Genomic DNA, 1,070 nt, shown 5'->3' on the forward strand with positions numbered 1-1,070 from the left:
CCGGTTATGCCGGTTTCGACCAGTACGGCCTCGGCGGCTTCGAGAATGGCATCGGCGCTGTCGGGGTTGCGCCGCGCACCGATCGATCTGCGCGCCGGATCGGCGTCCTCGGCCATCTCTGTCTCCTCGCCAACACTATCGCCGGCAATATAGGCGACCCGACGCTCAAACGAAACGGCGCGTTTTCAAGCTTCGGGAACGGATGGTAGCGGCAGGGGTTAAGTTCATTCTCTGAAAGTCTACCGCCGTGTCGGTTGGCGAAGCTCCAAACGCAAAAACCCGCCGGGCGGCGGGTCACTGGCGCAAATCAGCACCATGGGCAAAAATGTAGCATAGCTGCCCTCACCGAGTCAAGAAAAAATTCCTATCGCCATGAGGCGCCGCCAGCTTGAATTGCCCGGCTGGCCGTGGGATCACGCCTACTGCATCGCCTGCGATGTCTCGGATTCGATACGCCAGCCGCCGCCGGCCTTGACCACCCCAAGCGTGACGCGCGCCTTGCCGGTCAGGCGTGCCGCCGACCTGTCCTTTGGAAGATAGTCGTAGCGCATCGCAAAGACTGCCTCGGCGCGATCTTCGCCCTGTGGAGTGACCTCCAGGCTGCCGGCCTCCATGCTTAGCGACCAGGAGGCCCACTGCGCGAACCAGTCGGCCTTGATCTTGACGATGGCGTCGGCGTCGTAGCGGGTTCCGAAGATGAAGGCGGATGGGCCGTAGAGCCGCTTGACGGTCTCGCTCATCGCCCCGGTGTCCGGCGTCAGATAGTCCTGGCGCAGGAATTTCTCGATCGATCCCTTGTCGTCGCCGACAGAGCGTTCAAGTGCGGCCACTTCCATTGAAGGCGCCGGCGCCGCGGCCGGCCTTTGTGGCTCTGCGGGTTGTCCGTCCGAGACGAATTCGAAGCGTTCGAGCAACGATCCCTGCTCCCAGGGGCGCTGGGTTTCGCGGGTTTGCGAAACCACGTCGCGGCGCACCGCGATCATCATGTCGTTGATGCTCTGGCCGGGCTCGGCGATGTGGCGCAGCAGGGCGGCGGCGAAAGGCGAGTTGCGTCCGCTGTCGCCATGGAC

1 protein-coding gene and 1 pseudogene are annotated in these 1,070 nt (G+C 63.6%); both read right to left on the reverse strand.

All coding sequences use genetic code 11. The annotated features are described in order from the left end of the window. A pseudogene (locus EN906_RS38655) lies at positions 1–116 on the reverse strand (TetR family transcriptional regulator); the annotation flags it as partial. Positions 117–419: 303 nt separating this feature from the next. Beyond that, positions 420–1,070, reverse strand: a 651-nt coding sequence (locus EN906_RS35065; RefSeq protein WP_348629304.1) for a caspase family protein, incomplete at its 5' end; no start/stop codon positions are given.

Source organism: Mesorhizobium sp. M7A.F.Ca.CA.004.06.1.1 (genome assembly GCF_003999135.1).
In the GTDB taxonomy this organism is placed as follows: Bacteria; Pseudomonadota; Alphaproteobacteria; order Rhizobiales; family Rhizobiaceae; genus Mesorhizobium.